This window comes from Bacillus sp. FSL R5-0439 (genome assembly GCF_038008805.1).
Classification (GTDB): Bacteria; Bacillota; Bacilli; order Bacillales; family Bacillaceae; genus Bacillus; species Bacillus safensis.
In genome coordinates this window covers 2,553,972-2,577,829 of the sequence record NZ_JBBOZW010000001.1, presented here as the reverse complement: position 1 = coordinate 2,577,829, position 23,858 = coordinate 2,553,972, and the positions used below count along the sequence as shown (strand labels likewise).

The following is a 23,858-nucleotide window of genomic DNA, read 5'->3' as shown; positions in this document are numbered from 1 at the left end:
ATACAATGTGTGAAAGAGACGGCTGAAATGGCTCAGCCGATGGAGGATTAAAACATGACAGACAAAAAGAAATTAGTACTAGTGGATGGAAACAGTCTCGCTTATCGAGCTTTTTTTGCTTTGCCGCTATTATCAAATGATAAAGGCGTCCATACAAATGCCATTTATGGCTTTGCAATGATCTTAATGAAGATGCTCGAGGACGAGAAGCCAACCCATATGCTCGTCGCATTTGATGCGGGGAAAACAACGTTCCGCCACGAGACATTTAAAGAATATAAAGGCGGAAGACAAAAAACGCCGCCAGAGCTATCAGAACAAATGCCGTTTATCCGTGAACTATTAGATGCCTATCAGGTGAAAAGGTACGAGCTTCCTCAATACGAGGCTGACGATATTATCGGGACATTGGCTGTGGAGGCAGAAAAAGACGGCTTTGAAGTGAAAATTTTCTCAGGAGATAAGGACTTAACGCAGCTCTCAACAGACCATACGACGGTAGCAATTACGAAAAAAGGCATTACAGAAGTAGAATATTACACACCGGCTCATATTGAAGAAAAATATGGTCTGCGCCCAGATCAAATCATCGACATGAAAGGCTTGATGGGAGATTCCTCAGATAATATCCCAGGGGTGCCCGGTGTAGGGGAAAAAACAGCGATAAAATTGTTAAAGCAGTTTGAAACGGTAGAAAACCTGCTTGAACATATTGACGAAGTCAGTGGTAAAAAACTCAAAGAAAAGCTTGAAGAATATAAAGAGCAAGCGGTGATGAGTAAACAACTCGCAACGATTCTTGTAGAAGCGCCAATTGATGTATCAAGCAAGGATCTCGCATATGAAGGTCCTCATATGGATCAAGTGATCTCTCTTTATAAAGAACTAGGCTTTCAAACGCTGCTAGAGCGTCTAGGAGAAGCACCAGAAACAGGTGAACAGGTCGAAGTTGAAGCATTAGAAGTGAAAAAAATGACTGATGTAACGGATGAAATGCTGACAGATCACGCCGCCCTTGTGGTAGAACAGCTTGGAGATAATTATCATGAAGCGGATTTGATCGGTTTTGCGATCCATAATGAAAACGGTGCGTTTTTTATCACGAAAGAAGATGCACTTCAATCAGATGCATTTAAACAATGGGTACAGGATGAAACGAAGAAGAAATGGGTCTTCGATTCAAAAAGAGCAGTTGTCGCCCTCAGATGGCACGATGTCGATCTAAAAGGTGTCGATAACGATGTCCTGCTCGCTTCCTATGTCGTCAATCCTCAGAAATCCTATGAGGACGTCGCAAGTGTAGCGAAGGAATACGGTCTTAACATCGCATTTTCTGATGAAAAAGTGTACGGAAAAGGAGCAAAGCAGGCGATCCCACCTGAAGATGAACTGAAGGAACATCTTGGACGAAAAGCAGCGGCGATCTCTGCTCTGCATGATTTAACACTTGAAGCACTAGAAAAAAATGATCAACATGAACTGTATGAAGACTTAGAGCTGCCGCTTGCCCTCATCTTAGGTGAAATGGAATCACTTGGCGTAAAGGTAGATATTGAGCGCCTAGAGAAGATGGGTGAAGAGTTAGCGAAAAAGCTGAAAGAATATGAGGAAACCATTCACCGCTTAGCAGGTGAAACGTTTAACATCAATTCTCCTAAACAGCTTGGCGTGATTCTTTTTGAAAAATTAGGTCTGCCGATTATTAAAAAGACAAAAACAGGCTACTCGACATCTGCGGATGTTCTTGAAAAGCTTGAAGATAAGCACGAAATCATTCGGTCTATTCTGCATTACCGCCAAATTGGAAAGCTCCAATCGACCTATGTGGAAGGCTTAATGAAGGTAACGCGCAAGGATACACATAAAGTGCATACACGATTTAATCAAGCGCTCACGCAAACAGGAAGACTAAGCTCAACAGATCCCAACTTGCAAAACATCCCAATTCGTTTAGAGGAAGGACGGAAGATTCGTCAAGCATTCGTTCCATCAAAAGAAGGCTGGCTTATGTTTGCTGCTGACTATTCACAAATTGAGCTGCGTGTACTCGCTCATATTTCTCAGGATGAGAATTTGATCGAAGCGTTTACGCAAGATATGGATATTCACACGAAAACAGCGATGGACGTGTTCCATGTCTCAGAAGAAGAAGTGACTTCCTCTATGAGAAGACAAGCCAAGGCTGTCAACTTCGGAATTGTATATGGAATCAGTGACTATGGATTATCTCAAAATCTTGGGATCACAAGAAAAGAAGCGGCTGCCTTTATCGAACGCTATTTAACAAGCTTTAAAGGCGTGAAAACCTATATGGAAGAGATTGTGCAGGAAGCGAAACAAAAAGGATATGTCACGACACTTCTCAAACGCAGACGGTATATCCCGGATATCACCAGCCGTAATTTTAATATCAAAAGCTTTGCGGAAAGAACAGCCATGAACACACCGATCCAAGGAAGTGCAGCTGATATTATTAAAAAAGCCATGATTGATATGGCGCGTAAGTTAAAAGAAGAAAACTTGCAGGCAAATCTTTTATTACAGGTGCACGATGAATTGATCTTCGAAGCGCCGAAAGAAGAAATTGCCATACTCGAAAAAATTGTCCCTGAAGTCATGGAAAATGCACTTCAGCTAGATGTGCCGCTAAAAGTTGATTTTGCTTCAGGCCCATCTTGGTACGACGCAAAATAATAGAGAGAGAAAAAGGAGCGAGGAGCATGCCGGAATTACCAGAAGTTGAAACCGTCCGGCGCACACTCAAGCGGTTAGTCGAAGGAAAAACGATTGAAACGGTCGATATCAAATGGCCAAATATCATCAAACGTCCTGGGGAGCCGGAAGAGTTCGCAAGAAGGATGGTAGGAGAAACGATACAAACCATTGAAAGAAGAGGAAAGTTCCTGCTCTTTCATTTAGACCACTACGTAATGGTCTCCCATTTAAGGATGGAAGGGAAATACCGTGTACATGAAGCGCATGAGCCATACGATAAACATGTACACGTCGTCTTTACTTTTACAGATGGTACTGAGCTTCGGTATCATGATGTGCGTAAATTTGGCACAATGCATTTATTTCAGCCGGGGGAAGAGGAAAAGGAACTCCCGCTCTCACAGCTGGGGTATGAGCCTTTTGATGATCAATTCACTCCGGAATATTTATGGGAGCAATTGAAAAAAACATCTCGTGTGGTCAAAACAGCGCTGCTTGATCAAAAGATTGTCGTGGGACTAGGTAATATTTATGTAGATGAGGTTTTGTTTAAAGCAGGCATTCATCCAGAAACAAAAGCGAATCAGCTCAGCCTTGAATCGTGTAAAGTGCTTCACAGGCATATTATCGATACACTTCAAGTAGCGGTAGATGCAGGAGGAAGCACGATTCGCTCATATATCAATTCACAAGGTGATATTGGAACATTTCAGCTGCAGCTTCTTGTGTATGACCGGCGGGGAGAGCCTTGTCAAACATGCGGAAGCATCATTGAGAAAACAGTAGTCGGAGGGCGCGGCACACATTTTTGTGTAACCTGCCAAAAACGTCCTCAATAAAAATCAGCCATCAGCATGCTTCCTTTTTGCTGTGCATACGATAAAAAACATTCATTTTTCAGCAAGGTGTAGACTGACACACAGCCCACCTGCTCTTCATATAGTGAAGAAGAGTCTAAGGACGCCTAGAGACTCTTGATCATCGTTGCATGAACAGAAAGGAAGAGTTCAGGTATGATTTCGATTTCGCTCCTGTTTTTAGCTATTGCAGTCAGCATTGACAGCTTTTCTGTAGGCTTTACGTATGGACTTCGTAAAATGAAGATTCCATTTAAAGCGATTGTCATTATTGCATGCTGTTCAGGGATTGTGCTGCTCATTTCTATGCTGATTGGCAGCCTGCTGACGACATTCCTCCCTGTCTCAGTGACAGATAAACTTGGTGGAGGCATTTTGATCGCCATTGGACTTTGGGTCCTTTATCAATTTTACAAACCAGCGAAAGAGCGTGACTTGCTACTTCATGAAAAGACATTGCTTAATGTGGAAGTGCAATCACTTGGTCTTGTCATTCAAATTTTGCGCAAACCGACAAGTGCAGATATTGACCGTTCTGGGACGATTAATGGAATAGAAGCGGTGCTTCTTGGGATTGCTTTATCCATTGATGCATTTGGCGCAGGGATTGGCGCTGCGATTCTAGGCTTTTCACCAATTGTCATGAGTATCACTGTGGCCGTGATGAGCTCACTCTTTGTATGTATCGGGCTTCGTTCTGGTCATTACTTGGCAAAATGGCGCTGGATCGATAAGCTTGCATGCTTACCAGGGCTTCTGCTCATTTTAATTGGGGTGTGGAAGCTGTAAAGGAGGAAATCAATTGACGCTTGTCATTGGATTAACAGGCGGGATTGCTAGTGGAAAAAGCACCGTCTCGCAAATGATAAAAGAGCAGGGCATCCGGGTCGTGGACGCAGATGTCATTGCAAAAGAAGCGGTTGCCAAAGGTACACCAGCTCTTCAACAAATCGTTCAAACCTTTGGCGAGGATGTTCTCCTGCCAAATGGGGAGCTGAACCGGCAGCAGCTTGGAGCCATCATTTTTTCTGATGAAGAGAAAAGAAAGCAGCTGAATGCGATTGTTCATCCTGAAGTGAGAAAGGAAATGCTCAAACAGCGAGATGAAGGGGTTAGTCAGCAAGAAACCTTCGTTGTCCTCGATATCCCGCTTTTATTTGAAAGTCAGCTGGAAAGCCTTGTCGACCGCATCATTGTGGTGTATACAACGCCTGAATTGCAGCTGTCGCGGCTCATGAATCGAAATGACCTCAGTGAGGAAGAAGCGCTGAATCGTATTCACTCTCAGCAGTCTCTTGAGGAGAAATGTAAAAAAGCAGACCGCGTGATAGAGAACACACAAGATCTCGCGTTTATCAGAAAGCAATTGCAGAACATATTAAATGAATGGGAACATACAGATAAGTAAGAGTACATACACGTACTCTTCTCTTTTTATGCTTTATTCTTATTTCCTTTGAAAAGAACAGCCCTTTTTAGAAAATATACGTTTATATACTGGCAATTACATTCTAATGTGATATACTAATTTCATAAATAAATTTATTGAGTATAACACATAATAGAGGAGTGACCTGTTCATGAAGGTAAAAGCAGCGATCAATGGGTTTGGCAGAATTGGACGCATGGTCTTCAGAAAAGCAATGCTTGATGATCAAATTCAAATTGTAGCGGTGAACGCAAGCTATCCTGCCGAAACGCTAGCACATTTAATTAAATATGACACAAATCATGGACGTTACGAATGTGATGTGACAGCAGAAGATGACGCCTTGATTGTAAATGGCAAAAGAGTGCTTTTGCTTAATAATAGAGACCCAAAGCAGCTTCCATGGGGAGAGCTTGGGATTGATATCGTCATTGAAGCAACAGGTAAATTTAATTCAAAAGATCAAGCGATGGGCCATATAGATGCTGGAGCGAAAAAAGTCGTTCTAACAGCTCCAGGTAAAAATGAAGACATTACGATTGTGATGGGTGTCAATGAGGATGATCTTGATCCTGAAAAGCACGTCATTATTTCAAACGCATCTTGTACAACAAACTGTTTAGCACCAGTTGTGAAACTGTTAGATGATGAATTTGGCATCGACAACGGGTTAATGACAACGGTTCATGCTTATACAAATGATCAAAAAAATATCGATAACCCGCATAAGGATCTGCGCCGGGCAAGAGCATGTGCTCAGTCCATTATTCCAACTACGACAGGTGCCGCTAAAGCGCTTTCTTTAGTGCTTCCGCACATGAAAGGGAAATTGCATGGGCTTGCACTCCGCGTGCCAGTTTCCAATGTGTCGATGGTTGACCTTGTTGTAGACTTAAAAAAAGATGTCACAGCAGAAGAAGTCAATGCAGCCTTCTCAAATGCATCTAAAACATCTCTTGCTGGTATTTTAGATTACACAGATGAGCCGCTTGTCTCTACGGACTTTAACACGAACCCTTACTCAGCAGTCGTTGATGGATTGACAACGATGGTAATGGAAGGGAGAAAAGTAAAAGTTCTTGCATGGTATGACAATGAATGGGGTTATTCATGCCGAGTGGTTGACCTTGTGAAATTTGTCGGCGCACAGATGAAAGAGCTTTCTGCTGTTTGAAATGAAGAAGACGATCGTCCCTTTTCAAGAAATGAGAGAAAATCCCACTAAAAACACAGCTTGCAAAATGGGTCTAAACAAAGTATACTATTTTTCGTGAACTTCTTGTTCGCAGACTCATTCGGGTATACTTAAAGGGTTAGGACCTCTTAGGACTAACTTTCCCCCGTGGTATATGTCCGGTCCGGCTGCTTAGAACTTCACTCTTTCATTCTTGTTTAAAGGGGGGTCCATGATGGAAACAATCGGACGTCACGTTATCTCCGAGCTATGGGGATGCGACTGTGATAAACTGAACGACATGGATTTTATTGAAAAAACGTTTGTAAATGCAGCTTTGAAATCAGGAGCTGAGGTAAGAGAGGTTGCTTTTCACAAATTTGCACCTCAAGGAGTAAGTGGAGTTGTCATTATTTCTGAATCTCATCTGACAATTCACAGCTTTCCTGAACATGGTTATGCGAGCATAGATGTTTATACTTGCGGCGACCTAGATCCGAATATTGCAGCAGATCATATCGGAGATGAATTAGGTGCTGAAACAAGAGAAAACATCGAAATTCCTCGAGGCATGGGACCTGTACAAGTAAAACAGGCACAAGCCAAAGCACTGTAAACATAAAAAAGATTGCAATGGGAGCTGGCCAAAAGCATTAAATGCCTTTGTGTTATGCTCCTTTTTATATTTATTTGAGAAAAAATCCAACATTCCCCAGCTTGTCTATACTTTTGTTCTAGGAAAACAAAGGTTTTTTTTATAAAATAAAGAAAGAGGCATTATGGCAAAGGGGATACGTGTATGATTTTAAGACAAAATTTTAAACGGTTCATGTCAAACCATACAGAAACATCTGACGAGCATCCAGTGTCAGAACTGAAAAGCCATTACTACAAATCGACGAATGCACAAGTTTTTCAAGCGGTGGAAGCCATTCTTTCCCGAAACGATTCCTATCAAGTGACATCTGTTTCAGCAGAACGAGGTGAAATCAGCGCAAACATACGATTGCCGAAAAAAGCCTTTCTCGTGGCGACTGTCATTTCAATTCGTCCTTTTGAAACAGCTGTCGATTTTAATGTGACAACAGAAACGGCCCTGCCAACAGATTTCGGCTATAGTCAGAAGACCGTTCTGTCCCTTTATGATGAACTAGACAAACAACTTCCAAGAATAGATCGGAGCTGATGATATGAAATGTCCCACATGTCAGCACCTTGGCACAAGGGTGCTTGATTCAAGACCAGTAGATGAAGGGAAATCCATCCGTCGTAGAAGAGAGTGCGAAAGCTGCCAATATCGCTTTACGACGTTTGAAAAATTAGAAGAATTACCGCTGATTGTGGTGAAAAAAGAAGGAATTCGAGAAGAATTCAGCCGCGAAAAAATGCTGAGAGGACTTATCAAAGCGTGTGAAAAGCGTCCTGTCGCTTTAAAGCAGCTGGAGGATGTCTGCTTTAATATCGAAAAAGAACTGCGCAATCAAGGCATGTCAGAAGTGAAAAGCGAGCTTGTAGGTGAAATGGTGATGGACGAGCTGGCGAAAATTGATGAAGTGTCTTACGTTAGGTTTGCCTCGGTTTACCGGCAGTTTAAAGACATCAATGTCTTTATTGATGAATTAAAAGATCTATTAAAGAAAGAACGCTAAAAAGAGCTGGAGATTCTTCATGCTCTTTTTCCTGCGTAAAGCGTAAAACGCAAAAAGAGTGTACAATGGAAACAATCGCAATTCATGGGGAGGATCAGCATATGACAGAGCATTGGAAGGAAGTGCTAGCCGTCGATCCGTATGTCGTCAAAAGCGCTTCATTGCTCGGTGACATCGATAGACAGCTCATCACTCTTTTATATCAGCCGCTTATTGGCATGTCCGCTTTCAGCTTATACATGACGCTGTGGGGAGAGCTGGAACAAAATCGTATGTGGGGAAAACCTGCACCTCACCGGCAGCTCATGGTCATGCTGCAGACGAATTTAAATGATATTTTTGAGGAACGTTTAAAGCTTGAAGCAATCGGCTTACTCCGCACATATGAACAGGAAACGGAAGAAGGCAGACTGTTTACATATGAGCTTGTACCGCCGCTAAGACCGGATGAATTTTTCCAAGATGGTATGCTGAATGTCCTGCTGTACCATCGTGTAGAGAAAGCAAAATATATGCAGCTTCGTGATTATTTCTCTTATCCAGGTGTTCCTGCAGAAGCAAAGAACATTTCACGGTCGTTTGAAGAAGTCTTTCACGTATTGCAGCCAGGCGAACGCAAGATGACAGAAGAGATTCATCAGGCGACATCGCTTGATCAAGGCTATGAATATGTGACTGTTGGATCGAGTCAGCCGGCACCGCTCTCAGACGAATCCTTCGATTTCGATCTATTGTTAGCGGGTATGTCTGACATGATGATTCCAAGAAAGGCTTTGACAAAGCAGGTAAAAGAAACAATTAAGAAGTTAGCTGTTGTATACGGCATCACCCCGCTTCAAATGCAAAATATTGTAGCAGGTGCATGCGGTTCGGATCAAATGATCTCAACAGAAGAGCTGAGAAAAGCAGCAAGAGACTGGTACCAAATTGAATACAGAGGCGAACAGCCAAAGCTGATTGATCAAAAACAGCCAAGACACTTGCGGCAAGATGCTTCAAAGACGCCGGCAGCGGATACTCCAGATGCAAAATTGATTGAAAAGCTGGATCATATTTCGCCTAGAGAGCTGCTAAAAGACATGGCAGATGGCATTGAGCCGACGTATGCCGACTTAAGAATTGTCGAAGATATCATGCTCGAGCAGCAGCTAGAGCCAGGTGTCATGAATGTTCTCATCTACTATACCTTACTCAAAACAGATATGAAGCTGTCGAAAACATACATGCAAAAAATCGCCGCTCATTGGGTAAGAAAGAAAATCAAAACCGTTGCCGCGGCCATGAAAATTGCCAAAGAAGAGAACAGACAAATGACAGAGTGGGCGCAGCAGAAAAAGCAGCGCAGCACATACGGTTCAGGAAAAGTCGTCAGGGAAGAGAAACTGCCTGACTGGATGAAAGAAACCGAAACGAAAGAACAGCCGGCAAAAGAGCAAACGGACAATCTGTCTACAGAAGACCTCGAACGAGAAAAAGAAAAACTGTTAGATCAGTTTAAAAATATGAAAAAGTACAATGCACATTAAGGTGAGGTGAGATGGGATGAAACCGATCGGTCGTTCATTTGAACAGCTAAAAGGACGAGTAGATTTTCGTGTGAGATACAATCAGATTAAAGAAAGTGTGTTATCTGATGAAGATGTGAAGGCCTTTTTACAGAAGCATCAAGAAGAGATACATGAAGACATGATCAATCGCAGCTTGAACAGGCTCTTTGAATATGTGCAGCAGTCGAAGGGCTGCTCTTACTGCTTAGATGACGAAAACGTCAATGCCATTTTAGATGGGTATCACCCGAAGCTTGTGATCAAAGGTCAGAGTATTGATATTGAATATTCCCCTTGTCCAGTCAAGCTGCGGCTCGATAGACAGAAAAAACAGCAAGAGCTGATGAAAAGCATGTATATTCCGCAAAATGTCCTTCAAGCGACGTTCGCTGATCTGAACGTTGTGGGAAGACAAGAGGTCATCCAAAAAGTAGGTCAATTCCTCCAAAGCTATGATGAGACTGGAAAAGGAAAAGGCTTGTATTTACACGGAAAATTTGGAGTAGGAAAAACGTATATTCTGGCAGCCATTGCGCAGCAGCTAGCGGAGAAAGAATACCCATCTCTCCTTGTTTACGTGCCTGAATTTGTGAGAGAGTTAAAAAATTCGTTAGCTGATCATACGCTAGAAGAAAAGCTGAATATGGTTAAATCCACCCCGATTTTAATGCTTGATGATATTGGAGCAGAATCGATGACAAGCTGGGTGCGGGATGAGCTGCTCGGTACGATCTTACAATACCGTATGGCAGAGCAGCTGCCGACGTTTTTCTCTTCTAATTTCTCACCAAATGAGCTGAAGCATCACTTTACGTACTCACAGCGCGGGGAAAAAGAAGAGGTCAAAGCCGCTCGTTTAATGGAACGGATTCTCTATTTAGCAGAGCCGGTCTTGCTCGAAGGAGAAAATCGCCGTCATTTATAAAAACGTATGTCACCTGAAGGAGGAGCAAATGAAATGAACAAAAGAAAATGGCTGCTTTTTCTTGTGATTGGCATTCTTGCTGCTGCGTTGTGGTGGCTGAATAAACAGCATCTTCAGCTCGCGCCGAAAGATGTGAAGAATTGGGTGCTTCAATTTGGGATACTGGCTCCCTTTGTTTTTCTTTTCTTATCTCTTTTCCGCCCGTTTGTTCTCGTCCCGATTACAGTCTTTTCTTTGGCGGCAGGTTTGGCATTCGGCAGTGTCCTTGGGACGATTTATGCCCTCATTGGGGCTACAGCCGGGGCAACAGGCTCCTTCATGATTGCTTCAACCTTTCGTGCAAAAAAGAAGGAAACGGAATCAAACAGCCGAAAGCTGAAAGCGGTGACGTCCCGCATTCAGGAGCATGGATTTCTTTATATTTTGTTATTGCGTATTGCACCGATTCATTTTGATTTCGTCAGCTATGCGGCAGCTGCTTCACGTGCAAATTATCGTGCATTTGTGGCAGCCACCTTTTTAGGCTTAATACCGGGTACAATTGCGTTAAATGTTCTCGGCTCAAGCTTTGTCAGCGGCAATTATGCCGCCTTAGTGGTTGTTTGTTTGATTTATTTGATCTTTATCTCCGTTCCACTCATTTTAAAAAGAAAGATGCCTGATTTATTTTAGGCGTCTATTTTTTATGTTTCCCCCATATATATGTAACAGATGTCGTTAGGGGGGACAAACATGCTTGAAATAATCTTTGAAGATGAATATGATACCGCCGCTTTTTTACATCTTGCTGAACACTTGGACAGTCGGCATCACATGTCAATTCAACAAGGGAAAGACCGGCTTCTCATAGAGGCGAAGGAATCAGAAGAAGCACTTGAGCACATTGTGCGGCCATTATTGGTTCACTTTTTTTTGGAATGCAAAGAAAATGAGCGCATGCGCAGCATCCTTGAAAACACCTATTTATTTAAAGATCCCGAAGAGCAGCACCAAATTCTTTCCATCGCTCACAGTATCATGAACGGGGACTTAGATGATATTCCCGGCATTCAGCAAGAGCCGTCAAGAGAAGCCCTTTTAAAAAAGGAGCTTGAGGCAATTTCTTTACAGCAAGGTGTTTTTTCAATTGGTTCATTTATGACATTTAGGCTGTCAGAGTATGATCGAAGGCTGAAGAACTATGTTGAAGTGTCCATTGAAGAATACAAAATGGAGCAAGAGTATCAAAACTTCATTCAATCGCTTCGAGACTATGTGATGGCAAGAGAGCCTAGGCTCGAAAAAGTACATGTTGTGCATCAGGACCGCCTGGTGATTTGGGAATTTCGCTACGCTTCTGAGCGTGATCAAAAACAATACATAGACAGACAGTTTGTAAGAGAGCATCCAATGTATATTGATTCGCAGCTGATTGCACCGCTTGTCTCCATTGCACCGCAAAAAATTGACCTATTTACAAATGATACAGGTCACTCGATGGTGCAAACGATTCAAAATATTTTTCAAGAAAGGGTCGAGGTGTTCCCATCTCATTCATTCCAAGAGCACAATGTTCAATTTGTACATGACCATTTCGACAAGAAAAGTGAAAAGCTTTCTTGATTTTCACGAAAAAACGTTTTATAATACGGTGTAACTTCATACAGAGACCGTATTGATAAGGACATGAACAAATGAACACCCGCTTAAAGAGAGGGAAGCCGCGGCTGAAAGCTTCCTAGCAGAGGACCATTTGCTTTACCACCTTTGAACATCAGCTGTGAACTTTTTAGTAATGGCTGACGGGAATTCCCGTTATCGAACCGCAAGCCGTATTTGCTTATGAAAAGCAAGCTGCAAGTACGGGAAAAAGGGTGGAACCACGATTCCGTTTATTCAACCTCGTCCCTTTCCAGGGGGCGGGGTTTTTATATTGCCAAAAAAAGGAGTGACCAGAGATGTCAGAACAAATTCAACTTACATTTCCAGATGGAGCAGTCAAGGAGTTTGACAAAACAGCTACAACAGAAGACATCGCGGCATCAATTAGCCCGGGCCTAAAGAAAAAAGCACTTGCCGGTAAATTGAACGGTAAAGAAATAGATCTGCGTACGCCGCTATTAGAAAGTGGAACAATCGAGATCATCACAGACAAAAGTGAAGAAGCACTCGACATTATGCGCCACAGCACAGCCCATTTGCTAGCGCAGGCGATCAAACGCCTGTATGGAAAAGAACATCACGTTCAGTTTGGCGTAGGTCCTGTCATCGAAAATGGCTTCTACTATGATGTGGACATCGATGTAGCCATCACACCTGAAGACTTGCCAAAGATTGAAAAAGAAATGAAGAAAATCATTAACAGCAATCTGCCAATTGAGCGAATTGAAGTATCAAGAGAAGAAGCGAAAAAGCGCTTTGAAGCGATTGGTGATGAGTTGAAGCTTGAGCTGTTAGAGGCGATTCCAGAAGGTGAAGCTGTGACGATTTATGAGCAGGGTGAATTCTTTGACCTCTGCCGCGGGATTCACTTGCCGTCTACAGGGAAAATCAAAGAGTTTAAACTGTTAAGCCTTGCAGGTGCATACTGGAGAGGTGACAGTAACAACCAAATGCTTCAGCGTATTTACGGAACAGCTTTCTTCAGCAAAGAAGATTTAAATGAGCATTTACGTCTGCTTGAAGAAGCGAAAGAACGCGATCACCGTAAGCTTGGAAAAGAGCTGAAGCTGTTTGCAAATTCCCAAAAAGTTGGTCAAGGACTTCCGCTTTGGCTGCCAAAAGGCGCAACGATCCGCCGCGTCATCGAGCGTTACATTGTCGATAAAGAAGTGCGTCTTGGCTATGAGCATGTGTACACACCAGTTCTTGCGAATGTTGAGTTGTATAAAACATCAGGACACTGGGCGCATTATCAAGAAGACATGTTCCCCGTGATGGAAATGGACAACGAAGATCTTGTTCTTCGTCCGATGAACTGTCCGCACCATATGATGATTTACAAAAACGAGCCGCACAGCTATCGCGAATTGCCAATTCGTATTGCAGAGCTTGGTACAATGCACCGCTATGAAATGTCAGGTGCCTTATCCGGCCTTCAGCGTGTCCGCGGTATGACATTAAACGATGCACACATCTTTGTTCGTCCAGATCAAATCAAAGACGAGTTCATCCGTACAGTTCGCTTAATTGAAGAAGTGTATCAAGACTTTGGCTTGAATGACTACACATTCCGCTTATCTTACCGTGATCCAGAAGATACTGAGAAGTATTTCGATGACGATGCGATGTGGAATAAAGCACAATCGATGCTGAAGGATGCAATGGACGAGCTTGGCCACGATTATTATGAAGCAGAAGGCGAAGCAGCATTTTATGGTCCGAAGCTTGATGTACAAGTGAAGACAGCTCTTGGAAAAGAAGAGACATTATCCACTGTACAGCTTGATTTCTTACTTCCAGAACGCTTCGATCTCACATATATCGGAGAAGATGGAAAGCACCATCGTCCAGTCGTCATTCATAGAGGCGTTGTTTCTACAATGGAACGCTTCGTTGCCTTCTTAATTGAAGAATATAAAGGAGCGCTGCCAACATGGCTGGCACCTGTACAATTCCAAGTCATCCCGGTTTCACCGTCTGTTCATTTAGACTATGCGAAAAAAGTGCAAGAACGTTTACAGCTTGAAGGTCTTCGTGTAGAGCTTGACAGCCGTGATGAAAAGATCGGATACAAAATTAGAGAAGCGCAAATGCAAAAGATTCCGTACATGCTTGTTGTCGGAGATCAAGAAGCAGAAAATGGCGCTGTCAATGTTAGAAAATATGGGGAACAAGATTCAGAAACAATGGATCTTGAAGCCTTTGTGAAACATGCAGTAGCAGAAGCGAAAAAATAATGAAGCAGCCAGTGATTCTTTTTAGATCACTGGCTTTTTTCTTTTTGGAAAACTTTCTCCAATAGTGATCCAATTCCTAAAAAGAGACGTTTAGATAGTACAAAAGTAAGGGTAAGTATGTACTATTGGTTTGAGACAAATTGGGGGAATGAAATCGATGAAGCAAACAACAAACACTTTATCGTCACAAGTATTGGAGCAATCAGCTGTTCTTCGTGCTTTAGAGCACTCGCTGGCAATGATTGAATTTAATGTGGCAGGTGAAGTTCTATGGGTGAACGATATTTTTGCAAAAGCCATGGGATATTCTAAAGAAGAGATGATCGGTCTTAAACATAGACAGTTTTGTCCTCCACATATTACAGAACACACAAGCTATCATATGTTTTGGAAGAGTTTGAGAGAAGGTCAAGTCTTTCAGGAAAAAGTGCAGCGGGTCACAAAAGACGGCAGCAGCTTATGGCTTGAAGCGACATATTCACCTGTTCGAGATGAAGAAGGAACTGTAGTGGGTGTTGTGAAAGTGGCGACAGATATTACGGAGAGAGAACTCTCGATGAAACAGGTTGTAGAAGACTTAAAGGAGATGTCTGCGAAATTAATGGAACGAGCAGAAGTTGGCATTCAGCATAGTCAAAGTGTCAATGCCTCCTTTAATCATATAGCAAACGAAACCGATCAAAATATGAGCTTGCTAAAAGGATTAACAGAGCAGGTAGAGTCCATCAGCTCTATTGCGGCAACCATTAATAGTATTTCTTCGCAAACCCAGCTACTCGCCTTAAATGCGGCAATAGAAGCGGCACATGCGGGTTCCTATGGAAATGGCTTTAGTGTAGTGGCAGCAGAAATTCGAAAGCTTGCGACAAATTCAAAAGAAGCGATCGTCAAGGTAGATCAATATGTGAAGGCGATCCATGCAGAAGTAGAGAAGGTCAGCAGCGGAACAAGCCGGGCAAAGACAACCGTGTTTACAAACCGGGATCTTGTAAAGCTGGCAAGCGAAGAATTCATCATTGTAGGAGAAGCAGCACGCGGCTTAGACCGGCAAGCGCAAAGTCTAGCAGCAATCATTTAGCTCTGTGAATAAAAAACACCCAATCTCGTCAGGAGAAGGGTGTTTTTTTGTTTTATTTTAATATATCAAACAATTCATGTAAGTCTTTGATTTCGTAATCAGGTGTCACATCTGTTTCATTTTTCTTGCCATGGCGATTGATCCAAACGGTTTGGATGCCAACGCGAGATGCGCCGAGAATATCTGTTTTTGGATTATCCCCAACCATAATCACTTCGTCTTTTGTTAAGTTTAACAGCTGAAGGCAGTGCTCAAAGATACCTGGATCAGGCTTGCCTTTCCCATAATCCCCTGAAATCACAATCTCGTTAAAATAAGGAGCAAGCTCAGGAACACCCGCAAGTTTTTCCTTTTGAAGGCTAGGATCTCCGTTTGTTAAAAGGAGCAATTCGTAGCTGCCTTTCAGGCGGTTTAAAACAGGGTATGTTTCTTCATAGACATATGGGCGTTTCCTACGCTCTGCTGCAAAGAAATCAGCCAAATATTGTCCAAATGCCTCATCGTCAATTCCCGCTGCCCTTAAGCCATTGGTCCAAGCGTTTTTGCGATATTCTGGTGCAATGGCGTTCAGCTTTTGAAAGCCTTCGCTAATCGGTTCACTAAAATTGGACCACAGTCCTTCGAAAGGATTAATGCCGATCATGACAGTATAATCATATGTTTCATAGGAAGAGTACAGCTTTCTTGCTTCTTCACGTACAATCTGTTCAAACGATTCTGGATCGAGTCCATATTTTTTTTCCGCTTCCCGGCAAGTTTCCTGAAAAGTTGTGTGAATGCTTTTTTCGTCCCAAAGCAAAGTATCATCTAAATCGAAAAATACGGCTTTCATGATCTTCTCCCTTGTTATGTATGTGTTACCTTCAATTGCAAGTGACAGGCTCATGTTCATTTTACAATAGAAGAAGAGGCCAATAAAGAAAAGATTTGAGAGATCTTTGATCATTGACCGCACATGATAGAATAGAAAGACAGTAGAGAAGACATACATCAATTGAGGTGGCCGGTTTGCTTCATTTAATTATCATGATGATCGAGCGTGTAGGGATCATCGTTATTCTAGGATTTGTGCTTGCTCATGTGAAGGGCTTTCGCAATCTATTGCTACATAATCAAGGATTTCGGAAAAAGGCAATCCTTGTCTTCATTTTTGCTTCTTTTAGCATTATCAGCAATTACACAGGAATTGAAATCCAGCAGCAAATTGTCATGAATCATGAGTTTTCTTATCATCTCGGCTCGTCAAGCTCTATCGCCAATACGAGAATTATGGGGATCGAAATGGGCGGTTTGATCGGGGGGCCGTTTGTAGGGATTGGTGCAGGGCTTTTAGCTGGAATTCATCGCTATTCCCTTGGAGGAAGCACCGCGCTCAGCTGTGCGATTTCTTCCATTTTAGCCGGTGTCATTGCAGGTTATGTCGGCAGCAGGTTTAAGCGGAGGAATCGAATGGTGACACCTCGCCAAGCAGCTTTTTTTGGTGTGGCGATGGAATCATTACAGATGATCATTATCCTTCTGTTTGCAAGGCCATTCGCCGATGCATGGGGGCTAGTCAGTATCATTGCCCTGCCGATGATTTTTGTGAATGGAATCGGTAGCTTTATCTTTTTATCTATTTTACAGTCAGTCATTCGGCAAGAAGAGCAGGCAAAGGCGATGCAGACGCATCGTGTATTTTTGATCGCCGATCAAACACTGCCTTTTTTCCGCCAAGGGTTAAATGAACAGTCTTGTAAAAGTGTGGCGGAGATCATTCATCGGTTGACTGAAACAGATGCGGTCTCTTTAACAGATACAGAAAAGATTTTAGCGCATGTCGGAGATGGAACAGATCATCATATTCCATCTAAAAGCCTGATTACGGGGCTGTCGAAACAAGTCTTGATGAGCGGCAAGATTATGAAGGCACATTCGAAGGGCGAAATCAATTGTTCCGTCGCTCATTGCCCTCTTGAAGCCGCAATCGTGCTGCCGCTCACTTCTAACGGTCAAACGATCGGGACGTTAAAAATGTATTTCAATTCTCCGGTCGGATTAAGCAGGGTGGAAGAGGAGCTTGCAGAAGGTTTGGCGATGCTGTTTTCCACACAGCTTGAGCTTGGAGAGGCGGAAACCCAAAGCCGCCTGCTAAAAGATGCAGAGATCAAAGCCCTTCAAGCACAAGTGAACCCGCACTTTTTATTTAACGCCATTAATACCATCTCTGTTTTGTGCAGAACCAATGTGGAGATGGCAAGGAAGCTGCTGTTGCAGCTAAGTATTTATTTTCGCTCAAATATGCAAGGTGCCCGCCAGCTGCTGATTCCGATGCATAAAGAGATTCAGCATGTGGAGGCATATTTGTCACTTGAACAAGCAAGATTTCCAAATAAGTACCATGTGACCTTTCAAATTGAAAAGGAGCTGGAGCAGGTGATGATTCCGCCCTTTGTGATTCAGGTGCTTGTTGAAAACGCTGTGAGACATGCTTTTCCTAAACATCAAACAAATTGTGAAGTCATCGTATCCGCTTTGATGAAAGATGGGCATGTTTATATGAAAGTAACAGATAATGGGCAGGGAATTGAAGATGATAAGATGGCTCAACTATTAAAAGCGCCTGTCGAATCACTAGAAGGAACAGGGACAGCCCTTTTTAATTTAGATCAGCGGTTAAGAGGGATTTTTGGCAGACAAGCTGCTTTATCGATTCATAGTGACCAAGGCACTGACATCTCATTTCGCATTCCAATGGATTATGTAAAAAAGGATGATTCTCATTGATGAAGGTATTAATTGTAGATGATGAAGTGTTAGCAAGAGATGAATTAAAATACTTATTACGAAGAACGAAAGAGGAAGTTCAAATAGAGGAAGCAGAAAATATAGAATCTGCTTTTGATCGGATGGTTGATCAGAAGCCGGATCTGCTCTTTTTAGACATTGATTTATCTGGTGAGAATGGATTTGATATTGCCAAAAGGCTCAACCGGATGTCTGATCCGCCAGCGGTTGTATTTGCGACAGCCTTTGATCAATATGCGCTGAAGGCGTTTGAGGTAAGTGCGCTTGATTACTTAACAAAACCATTCGATGAAGAGCGTTTGCTCCAGACCATTCAAAAGTTTAAAAAATGGAAATCTGTTGAAACGCAAGAGCACCAGCTGTTAGATGAGAAAATACCCCATCAGCAAAAATTAGCGATATCAGTTGATGACTCTATTGTGATCCTGCAAGTTGAAGAGATCATGTATGTAGGACTAAGCGAGGGGAAAAAGGTTGTGAAAACAAAGGATCACATGTATGAGGTCACAGAACCGCTGGTGGTCATTGAAAAGAAACTCCCTGAGGCTTATTTTATGAGGGTCCATCGCAGCTATATCGTGAATACCTCTCATATGAAAGAAGTACAGCCGTGGTTTAATTCGACGTACAATCTGCATATGACAGACGGGTCCATCATTCCTGTCAGCCGCACATATGCCAAAGAATTAAAGAAGTCACTCCTGCTAGAGTAGGAGGGCTTTTTTTGTTTGTATTTCAATACTCGTTTTTTGCATTTCAGTCATTGAATCTGGTGAGTTTTATTGTAAACGCTTTATTCATTTATTTCATGCCGTATACTGAGGGCAGTCGAAGAAAGAGGTGAAGGGGCATGAGTGCCACTAAAGTATATGGATTTTTATCTCAAGCATTTATTTTTGCAACCGTAATGTTCGTTTCTAATCTCATTTCAATGTATTTACCGATTCCGATGCCCGCATCCGTGATTGGTTTGGTTCTATTATTTGTTTTGTTAACAACGAAAATTGTCAAACTGGAGCAGGTGGAGCAATTAGGTACATCATTGACAGGACTCATTAGCTTTCTATTTGTTCCCTCTGGGATCTCAGTTATTCAATCACTAGGTGTCATGCAAGAAGTAGGTGTGCAAGTAGTCGGTGTCATTATCATTGCAACCATTATGTTACTTGCAGCGACAGGGCTGTTTTCACAGCTTCTCATGCAATTATCAGAAAGACCGCAGAAACGTAAAGAGACAAAGGAGAGTAAATCTGCTCCTTCTCATTCAAATAAACCAGCTTCAAGTACGCATTAAAGGAGAGATGCAAAATGGGTACAAGTACAATGAGTCCTTATTTTGGCATTGTCGTCTCATTAGTCGCTTTTGGAATAGGGACATTTTTATTTAAAAAATCAAAAGGTTTCTTCTTGTTCACCCCGCTGTTTGTGGCGATGGTACTGGGCATTTTATTTTTGAAAGTTGGCGGTTTTTCCTACGCAGATTATAATGAGGGCGGCAAGATTATCAAATTTTTCTTAGAGCCTGCCACGATTGCTTTCGCTATCCCGCTTTATAAGCAGAGAGCCTTGCTTAAAAAATATTGGTGGCAAATTTTATCCGCTATTTTTGTAGGTTCACTTTGTTCCATTACGATCGTATATCTCGTCGCAAAAGGAATTCATTTAGATGCGGCTGTGATGAAAAGCATGCTTCCACAAGCAGCGACAACAGCGATTGCTCTCCCGATTGCAAAGGATATTGGCGGAATCGCAGATATCACAGCCTTTGCGGTCATATTTAATGCCGTCATTGTCTATGCACTAGGTGCCTTCTTCTTAAAATTGTTCCGCATTAAAAACCCAGTGGCAAAAGGTCTTGCACTTGGTACATCAGGACATGCGCTTGGGGTTTCTGTTGGAATTGAGATGGGAGAAGTAGAAGCAGCTATGGCAAGTATCGCCGTTGTGGTCGTAGGAGTTGTGACCGTTATCGTCATCCCAATCTTTATGCAATTGATTCTTTGATGGCGTCATTGTGTGAAAAAGTCTTGCCCAATTCGTCTCATCATGTTACACTGAAAAAGTTGTTTCAAGAGTTCGGTTACTTGACGGACAAATGAAAATTGTGTAGAATAGTTAACGAATTGAATAGATATCACAAGCAGAAGCACCCGCTTCTCACCTGATTGACACATGTTTGTAGTTGACAGGTTGACCGTACATTTATTTTTTCATGCAAATGTTCGCAGTGTGGGTGTTTTATATGCCCACACTTTTTGTTTGCCTGTAAAACATACAACGAAATGGTCAAAATGAATTGTGAACTCAATTCAAAATCTCATGGAGGTGGCTCACTATTAGCAAAGATCAATTAGTTAATGAAGGTATTCGTGCGCGTGAAGTTCGTTTGATCGGACAAAATGGCGATCAGCTTGGGATTAAAACCCGCCAGGAAGCTCTGGAAATTGCTGCTAAAGCTAATCTTGACCTTGTGTTAGTTGCTGCAAATGCAAAACCACCTGTTTGCCGAATCATGGACTATGGTAAGTTCCGATTCGAACAGCAGAAGAAGGAAAAAGAGGCACGTAAGAATCAAAAAATCATTAGCTTAAAAGAAGTTCGGTTGAGCCCGACAATCGATGAACATGATTTTAACACGAAGCTCCGTAATGCAATCAAATTCCTTGAAAAGGGAGATAAAGTGAAAGCTTCTATCCGCTTTAAAGGCCGTGCGATTACGCATAAAGAAATCGGACAGCGCGTGTTAGACCGTTTCTCTGAAGCTTGCGCTGAAGTAGCAACAGTAGAAACAAAACCTAAGATGGACGGACGCAGCATGTTCCTCATGCTTGCACCAAAAGTCGAAAAGTAAAGTAACAGAGGGAGGAAACATCCAATGCCAAAAATGAAAACTCACCGCGGATCTGCTAAACGTTTCAAAAAAACAGGTTCTGGTAAACTTAAACGTTCTCATGCGTACACAAGTCACTTGTTCGCTAACAAATCTACAAAGCAAAAACGTAAATTGCGTAAGAGCGCAATCGTAAGTGCTGGAGATTTCAAACGTATCAAACAACAACTTGCAAACATCAAGTAATTTGGAATAGGAATCATAGGAGGGAATTACAATGCCAAGAGTAAAAGGCGGAACTGTGTCGCGTCAGCGTCGTAAAAAGGTTCTTAAATTAGCAAAAGGTTATTTCGGTTCAAAACATAGATTATACAAAGTAGCAAACCAACAGGTGATGAAATCTGGAAACTACGCTTTCCGTGACCGTCGTCAGAAAAAACGTGACTTCCGTAAACTATGGATCACTCGTATCAACGCTGCAGCTCGTATGAACGGTCTTTCTTACAGCCGTTTAATGCATGGCTTAAAGCTTTCTGGTATCGAAGTAAACCGCAAAATGCTTGCTGACCTTGCTGTGAATGACCTAAATGCATTCAATCAGCTTGCTGATGCTGCAAAAGCACAACTAGACAAGTAAGTTTTATAAAAGATCATTCCTTTGAGGGGTGATCTTTTTTTCTCATCATGTGAGGTGAAATGAATGAATATGGCTTTGATCCTGCTGCTTATTTTAGTGAATGGCTACGGCTTTTTTCTCATGGGTGAGGACAAACGCCGAGCCAAAGCACATAAATGGAGAATTTCAGAGGCGCATTTATGGAGTGCTGCGGTGCTTTTTGGCGCCGCTGGATCGTATCTGGGAATGCAGTATTTCCGGCATAAAACAAAGCATCCTGCCTTTCAAATCGGCATGCCTGTATTAATGATTTTGCAGTTGATTCTATTGGGCTATATCCAAGTTACTTGAAAAAGGAGCAGACGCCATCAGGACGGCGTGTCTGCTCCTTTTTTTTGTTTGATTTTTTTAATGGGCTGATCCCAATCAATTTTGGTTTGAGGATAACGCTCGATAATGTTTTCCTCTAGTTTTTCAAAGTCTTCTAATGTAAATTCACTCAGCTTCTCAGGTGACTCCGTCCAAACGTAAATGGAGTGGACAAACAGAGGATGATCCTTAGAAGGAACATGCTTCTCCCCTTCAAACAAGACACCTTTATAGACGAAATTAAAGTTTTTGCGCGCGTTTTGCTGTTCGTCCATAAAATAAAAGCCTTCTTTTAATTGTGCTTGTTTCAGCTTTCTTCTCGGATTTGAGAAGAATTTTACCGCCATGTAGAAGATGTAGACAAGCAGTGCAACAAGAGCTAGTCTCATGAGGATTACAAACATGACAGGATGCACCTCCAATACCGTTATCTGATGTACTACGAATGAAAACGCCAAAAGGTTTCAACTTTTTTTAAAAAAATATTTCGTAAAACGAAAAAATATTCATAAAAAGATCGTATTGAACGAAAGAGGTTTTGTATAATAAGAATGCACCATGAAGATAAAGGAGGATAAATGGAATGACAAAGCTAGATCAAACATTAACTATGCTGAAAGACCTAACGGATGCAAAAGGGATCCCAGGAAATGAACGTGATGTCAAAAAAGTCATGCAGACATACATAGAATCATATGCAGATGAAGTCTCTACAGACCGCCTTGGCAGCTTGATTGCTAAAAAGGAAGGAAACGCAAACGGGCCTAAAATTATGCTCGCAGGTCACTTAGATGAAGTAGGGTTCATGGTGACAAAAATTGATGACAAAGGCTACATTCGTTTTCAAACAGTCGGCGGCTGGTGGTCACAGGTCATGCTCGCTCAGCGTGTCACCATTGTAACGAAAAAGGGAGAGATTACAGGGGTCATTGGTTCTAAACCACCACACGTCTTGTCACCTGAAGCTCGCAAAAAGTCAATTGAGATTACGGATATGTTTATTGATATTGGGGCGTCAAGCAAAGAACAGGCAATGGAGTGGGGCGTACTGCCTGGAGATCAAATCGTTCCTTACTTTGAGTTTACAGTCATGAATGATGAAAAAATGCTCCTTGCAAAAGCATGGGACAACCGCATTGGCTGTGCGGTGGCCATTGATGTTATGAAAAACTTACACAATGCTGAGCATGAGAATATTGCTTACAGCGTCGCAACTGTCCAAGAGGAAGTAGGCCTGCGCGGAGCTAAAACAGCAGCGGCTACGATTCAGCCTGATATTGGATTTGCCATTGATGTAGGTGTGGCAGGAGATACACCAGGCATCACTGAGAAAGAAGCAACAAGCAAACTTGGCAAAGGCCCAACGATTGTTGTATTTGATGCTTCAATGGTCTCTCATAAAGGACTTCGTGATTTTGTTGTCCAAACAGCGGATGAGCTGAACATTCCTTATCAATATGACTCAATGCCTGGCGGCGGGACAGATGCTGGCGGTATTCATTTAACGGGGCATGGTGTTCCATCACTATCTATCGGGATTCCGAGCAGATATATTCATACCCATGCTGCAATGATTCACCGAGATGATTATGAAAATGCAGTGAAGCTTTTAACAGAAGTGATCAAAAGACTTGATCAAAAAACCGTCGAACAAATTACGTACGGTTCATAAGTAAGGAAGCCTTTCCTCAGCAGGGGAAAGGCTTTTTTTATTGAATTTCCCAGGAAATGAACGGTGTTTTTTTAAGATGCACCAAAAGAACTGTTTTTGGCAAAAGAAGAGAACATTTCCTAGTGAATAAGGCACATGTGATCAAGCGTTTATTTTTGTAAGATGAAAGCAATAAAAAGGACAGAGCCATAGAATGCCCTGCCAAAAGAGAGTTTATGGAAGTAGGTGAAGCTACCTTAAGAATAAACACATTATTCTTATTTGTCAACTTGGTTTTAAAAGAAAGAAAAATCAATCAATTTATGTTATATTTGTAACAAATTGTTTATACA

25 protein-coding genes and 2 other annotated features are annotated in these 23,858 nt (G+C 42.2%); of the genes, 23 read left to right on the top strand and 2 right to left on the bottom strand.

Annotated elements, in window-relative coordinates; genetic code table 11:
* The first annotated feature begins 54 nt into the window (after positions 1 to 54).
* The 14 genes from polA to NST59_RS13170 all read left to right on the top strand — a co-directional run bounded on the left by polA (position 55) and on the right by NST59_RS13170 (position 15,252).
* Positions 55 to 2,694 (top strand): DNA polymerase I, encoded by a 2,640-nt coding sequence (gene polA, locus NST59_RS13235; RefSeq protein WP_041086577.1) that lies wholly within the window; start codon positions 55 to 57, stop codon positions 2,692 to 2,694.
* 26 nt (positions 2,695 to 2,720) lie between these two features.
* Entirely contained in the window at positions 2,721 to 3,554 is an 834-nt protein-coding gene (mutM, locus tag NST59_RS13230; protein ID WP_024426140.1) for a DNA-formamidopyrimidine glycosylase, read from the top strand.
* Between the two features lie 174 nt (positions 3,555 to 3,728).
* The gene (ytaF, locus tag NST59_RS13225) at positions 3,729 to 4,361 is read left to right on the top strand and encodes a sporulation membrane protein YtaF (protein ID WP_058838292.1); all 633 of its coding nucleotides are present in this window, start codon (positions 3,729 to 3,731) and stop codon (positions 4,359 to 4,361) included.
* A gap of 13 nt (positions 4,362 to 4,374) precedes the next feature.
* On the top strand, positions 4,375 to 4,980 hold the full coding sequence (gene coaE, locus NST59_RS13220) for a dephospho-CoA kinase (RefSeq protein ID WP_047202652.1): 606 nt from the start codon (positions 4,375 to 4,377) through the stop codon (positions 4,978 to 4,980).
* Positions 4,981 to 5,152: 172 nt separating this feature from the next.
* Positions 5,153 to 6,175, top strand: coding sequence for a glyceraldehyde-3-phosphate dehydrogenase (locus NST59_RS13215; RefSeq protein WP_024425707.1), 1,023 nt, complete (start codon positions 5,153 to 5,155; stop codon positions 6,173 to 6,175).
* A 235-nt stretch (positions 6,176 to 6,410) separates the two neighbouring features.
* A complete protein-coding gene (gene speD, locus NST59_RS13210; RefSeq protein WP_003216492.1) occupies positions 6,411 to 6,791 on the top strand; it encodes an adenosylmethionine decarboxylase in 381 nt (126 codons plus the stop codon).
* A 183-nt stretch (positions 6,792 to 6,974) separates the two neighbouring features.
* Positions 6,975 to 7,361, top strand: coding sequence for a hypothetical protein (locus NST59_RS13205; protein WP_047202651.1), 387 nt, complete (start codon positions 6,975 to 6,977; stop codon positions 7,359 to 7,361).
* Positions 7,362 to 7,365: 4 nt separating this feature from the next.
* A complete protein-coding gene (gene nrdR, locus NST59_RS13200) occupies positions 7,366 to 7,824 on the top strand; it encodes a transcriptional regulator NrdR (RefSeq protein ID WP_003216720.1) in 459 nt (152 codons plus the stop codon).
* A gap of 101 nt (positions 7,825 to 7,925) precedes the next feature.
* A complete protein-coding gene (locus tag NST59_RS13195) occupies positions 7,926 to 9,350 on the top strand; it encodes a replication initiation and membrane attachment family protein (protein ID WP_058838328.1) in 1,425 nt (474 codons plus the stop codon).
* A gap of 16 nt (positions 9,351 to 9,366) precedes the next feature.
* Positions 9,367 to 10,296, top strand: a complete 930-nt coding sequence (gene dnaI, locus NST59_RS13190; protein WP_024425710.1) for a primosomal protein DnaI — start codon at positions 9,367 to 9,369, stop codon at positions 10,294 to 10,296.
* Positions 10,297 to 10,329: 33 nt separating this feature from the next.
* Complete coding sequence (locus tag NST59_RS13185; RefSeq protein ID WP_039183253.1) at positions 10,330 to 10,968, top strand: TVP38/TMEM64 family protein; 639 nt, start codon at positions 10,330 to 10,332, stop codon at positions 10,966 to 10,968.
* Between the two features lie 60 nt (positions 10,969 to 11,028).
* Complete coding sequence (ytxC, locus tag NST59_RS13180; RefSeq protein WP_039180544.1) at positions 11,029 to 11,898, top strand: putative sporulation protein YtxC; 870 nt, start codon at positions 11,029 to 11,031, stop codon at positions 11,896 to 11,898.
* Positions 11,899 to 11,941: 43 nt separating this feature from the next.
* Positions 11,942 to 12,188: a binding site (T-box leader), on the top strand.
* 45 nt (positions 12,189 to 12,233) lie between these two features.
* Positions 12,234 to 14,174, top strand: a complete 1,941-nt coding sequence (gene thrS, locus NST59_RS13175) for a threonine--tRNA ligase (protein WP_024425713.1) — start codon at positions 12,234 to 12,236, stop codon at positions 14,172 to 14,174.
* Between the two features lie 157 nt (positions 14,175 to 14,331).
* Positions 14,332 to 15,252: a methyl-accepting chemotaxis protein gene (locus NST59_RS13170; RefSeq protein WP_341040740.1), complete on the top strand. Its 921-nt coding sequence runs from the start codon at positions 14,332 to 14,334 to the stop codon at positions 15,250 to 15,252.
* Positions 15,253 to 15,304: 52 nt separating this feature from the next.
* On the opposite strand, the gene NST59_RS13165 is transcribed toward NST59_RS13170, so the two are convergent.
* The gene (locus NST59_RS13165) at positions 15,305 to 16,084 is read right to left on the bottom strand and encodes an HAD family hydrolase (protein ID WP_041086561.1); all 780 of its coding nucleotides are present in this window, start codon (positions 16,082 to 16,084) and stop codon (positions 15,305 to 15,307) included.
* Positions 16,085 to 16,260: 176 nt separating this feature from the next.
* Here NST59_RS13165 and NST59_RS13160 point away from each other — a divergent pair, with 176 nt between their 5' ends.
* The 8 genes from NST59_RS13160 (at position 16,261) to NST59_RS13125 (ending at position 21,836) form a co-directional block, all read left to right on the top strand.
* Positions 16,261 to 18,018: a sensor histidine kinase gene (locus tag NST59_RS13160; protein ID WP_064497837.1), complete on the top strand. Its 1,758-nt coding sequence runs from the start codon at positions 16,261 to 16,263 to the stop codon at positions 18,016 to 18,018.
* Complete coding sequence (locus NST59_RS13155) at positions 18,015 to 18,752, top strand: LytR/AlgR family response regulator transcription factor (RefSeq protein ID WP_039180535.1); 738 nt, start codon at positions 18,015 to 18,017, stop codon at positions 18,750 to 18,752. Before NST59_RS13160 ends, NST59_RS13155 begins: the two co-directional genes overlap by 4 nt.
* Before the next feature lie 137 nt (positions 18,753 to 18,889).
* Complete coding sequence (gene lrgA, locus NST59_RS13150) at positions 18,890 to 19,333, top strand: antiholin-like murein hydrolase modulator LrgA (RefSeq protein ID WP_024425718.1); 444 nt, start codon at positions 18,890 to 18,892, stop codon at positions 19,331 to 19,333.
* 14 nt (positions 19,334 to 19,347) lie between these two features.
* On the top strand, positions 19,348 to 20,043 hold the full coding sequence (gene lrgB / locus NST59_RS13145) for an antiholin-like protein LrgB (RefSeq protein ID WP_024425719.1): 696 nt from the start codon (positions 19,348 to 19,350) through the stop codon (positions 20,041 to 20,043).
* A gap of 128 nt (positions 20,044 to 20,171) precedes the next feature.
* Positions 20,172 to 20,303 (top strand) — a sequence feature (ribosomal protein L20 leader region).
* 71 nt (positions 20,304 to 20,374) lie between these two features.
* Positions 20,375 to 20,890 (top strand): translation initiation factor IF-3, encoded by a 516-nt coding sequence (gene infC / locus NST59_RS13140; RefSeq protein WP_024425720.1) that lies wholly within the window; start codon positions 20,375 to 20,377, stop codon positions 20,888 to 20,890.
* A 24-nt stretch (positions 20,891 to 20,914) separates the two neighbouring features.
* Complete coding sequence (rpmI, locus tag NST59_RS13135; RefSeq protein ID WP_003216324.1) at positions 20,915 to 21,115, top strand: 50S ribosomal protein L35; 201 nt, start codon at positions 20,915 to 20,917, stop codon at positions 21,113 to 21,115.
* Between the two features lie 31 nt (positions 21,116 to 21,146).
* The gene (gene rplT, locus NST59_RS13130) at positions 21,147 to 21,506 is read left to right on the top strand and encodes a 50S ribosomal protein L20 (RefSeq protein ID WP_007501659.1); all 360 of its coding nucleotides are present in this window, start codon (positions 21,147 to 21,149) and stop codon (positions 21,504 to 21,506) included.
* Between the two features lie 63 nt (positions 21,507 to 21,569).
* Positions 21,570 to 21,836: a DUF1294 domain-containing protein gene (locus tag NST59_RS13125; RefSeq protein ID WP_039180532.1), complete on the top strand. Its 267-nt coding sequence runs from the start codon at positions 21,570 to 21,572 to the stop codon at positions 21,834 to 21,836.
* Positions 21,837 to 21,853: 17 nt separating this feature from the next.
* Here NST59_RS13125 and NST59_RS13120 read toward each other — a convergent pair whose 3' ends face one another.
* A complete protein-coding gene (locus NST59_RS13120) occupies positions 21,854 to 22,258 on the bottom strand; it encodes a hypothetical protein (RefSeq protein WP_024426127.1) in 405 nt (134 codons plus the stop codon).
* A 179-nt stretch (positions 22,259 to 22,437) separates the two neighbouring features.
* On the opposite strand from NST59_RS13120, the gene NST59_RS13115 reads away from it, so the two are divergent.
* The gene (locus NST59_RS13115; protein ID WP_064497840.1) at positions 22,438 to 23,526 is read left to right on the top strand and encodes a M42 family metallopeptidase; all 1,089 of its coding nucleotides are present in this window, start codon (positions 22,438 to 22,440) and stop codon (positions 23,524 to 23,526) included.
* Positions 23,527 to 23,858 lie beyond the last annotated feature (332 nt).

Bases quoted from the DNA above. Each gene is read 5' to 3' on its own strand.
- NST59_RS13120 (WP_024426127.1), bottom strand. From the start codon at position 22,258: ATGTTTGTAATCCTCATGAGACTAGCTCTTGTTGCACTGCTTGTCTAC.
- rpmI (WP_003216324.1), top strand. From the start codon at position 20,915: ATGCCAAAAATGAAAACTCACCGCGGATCTGCTAAACGTTTCAAAAAA.
- NST59_RS13185 (WP_039183253.1), top strand. From the start codon at position 10,330: ATGAACAAAAGAAAATGGCTGCTTTTTCTTGTGATTGGCATTCTTGCT.
- NST59_RS13170 (WP_341040740.1), top strand. From the start codon at position 14,332: ATGAAGCAAACAACAAACACTTTATCGTCACAAGTATTGGAGCAATCA.
- NST59_RS13195 (WP_058838328.1), top strand. From the start codon at position 7,926: ATGACAGAGCATTGGAAGGAAGTGCTAGCCGTCGATCCGTATGTCGTC.
- nrdR (WP_003216720.1), top strand. From the start codon at position 7,366: ATGAAATGTCCCACATGTCAGCACCTTGGCACAAGGGTGCTTGATTCA.
- speD (WP_003216492.1), top strand. From the start codon at position 6,411: ATGGAAACAATCGGACGTCACGTTATCTCCGAGCTATGGGGATGCGAC.
- NST59_RS13125 (WP_039180532.1), top strand. From the start codon at position 21,570: ATGAATATGGCTTTGATCCTGCTGCTTATTTTAGTGAATGGCTACGGC.
- NST59_RS13165 (WP_041086561.1), bottom strand. From the start codon at position 16,084: ATGAAAGCCGTATTTTTCGATTTAGATGATACTTTGCTTTGGGACGAA.
- ytxC (WP_039180544.1), top strand. From the start codon at position 11,029: ATGCTTGAAATAATCTTTGAAGATGAATATGATACCGCCGCTTTTTTA.
- NST59_RS13205 (WP_047202651.1), top strand. From the start codon at position 6,975: ATGATTTTAAGACAAAATTTTAAACGGTTCATGTCAAACCATACAGAA.
- rplT (WP_007501659.1), top strand. From the start codon at position 21,147: ATGCCAAGAGTAAAAGGCGGAACTGTGTCGCGTCAGCGTCGTAAAAAG.
- dnaI (WP_024425710.1), top strand. From the start codon at position 9,367: ATGAAACCGATCGGTCGTTCATTTGAACAGCTAAAAGGACGAGTAGAT.
- ytaF (WP_058838292.1), top strand. From the start codon at position 3,729: ATGATTTCGATTTCGCTCCTGTTTTTAGCTATTGCAGTCAGCATTGAC.
- thrS (WP_024425713.1), top strand. From the start codon at position 12,234: ATGTCAGAACAAATTCAACTTACATTTCCAGATGGAGCAGTCAAGGAG.
- lrgB (WP_024425719.1), top strand. From the start codon at position 19,348: ATGGGTACAAGTACAATGAGTCCTTATTTTGGCATTGTCGTCTCATTA.
- lrgA (WP_024425718.1), top strand. From the start codon at position 18,890: ATGAGTGCCACTAAAGTATATGGATTTTTATCTCAAGCATTTATTTTT.
- NST59_RS13115 (WP_064497840.1), top strand. From the start codon at position 22,438: ATGACAAAGCTAGATCAAACATTAACTATGCTGAAAGACCTAACGGAT.
- NST59_RS13215 (WP_024425707.1), top strand. From the start codon at position 5,153: ATGAAGGTAAAAGCAGCGATCAATGGGTTTGGCAGAATTGGACGCATG.
- mutM (WP_024426140.1), top strand. From the start codon at position 2,721: ATGCCGGAATTACCAGAAGTTGAAACCGTCCGGCGCACACTCAAGCGG.
- polA (WP_041086577.1), top strand. From the start codon at position 55: ATGACAGACAAAAAGAAATTAGTACTAGTGGATGGAAACAGTCTCGCT.